Source organism: Paraburkholderia sp. SIMBA_027 (assembly GCF_046535315.1).
GTDB classification, from domain to species: domain Bacteria; phylum Pseudomonadota; class Gammaproteobacteria; order Burkholderiales; family Burkholderiaceae; genus Paraburkholderia; species Paraburkholderia tropica.
In genome coordinates this window covers 1-247 of record NZ_JAWRWY010001306.1, presented here as the reverse complement: position 1 = coordinate 247, position 247 = coordinate 1, and the positions used below count along the sequence as shown (strand labels likewise).

The window sequence follows — 247 nt, the reverse complement described above, 5'->3', positions numbered from 1 at the left end:
ATTGCGGGGATCGCGATCATTAAACGTATCAGGGAGAACAGAATAATTCATCATTTTTCGAGTAGAACCTTCTTTCCGCGAGCTTCATCATGTATTCGTTCTAATTCTTTGAAAAAAGTATCGCTATCCCTTTCAGTAGAAGGCAGGGGAAAGCTTTGAACGATTTCATGGGTATCATATAGATTGAGTTTGAAAAAACGTTTCGCCTTGTACATGGGCAGGAATTGCTTATGGAGAAATTCTCCGG

The 247-nt window shown here is 40.1% G+C and carries 1 protein-coding gene; it reads right to left on the bottom strand.

Annotated elements, in window-relative coordinates; translation table 11 throughout:
• Nucleotides 1-50: 50 nt before the first annotated feature.
• Nucleotides 51-247 (bottom strand): hypothetical protein (locus SB764_RS43380; RefSeq protein WP_410867222.1); only part of this gene is annotated, 197 nt, incomplete at its 5' end.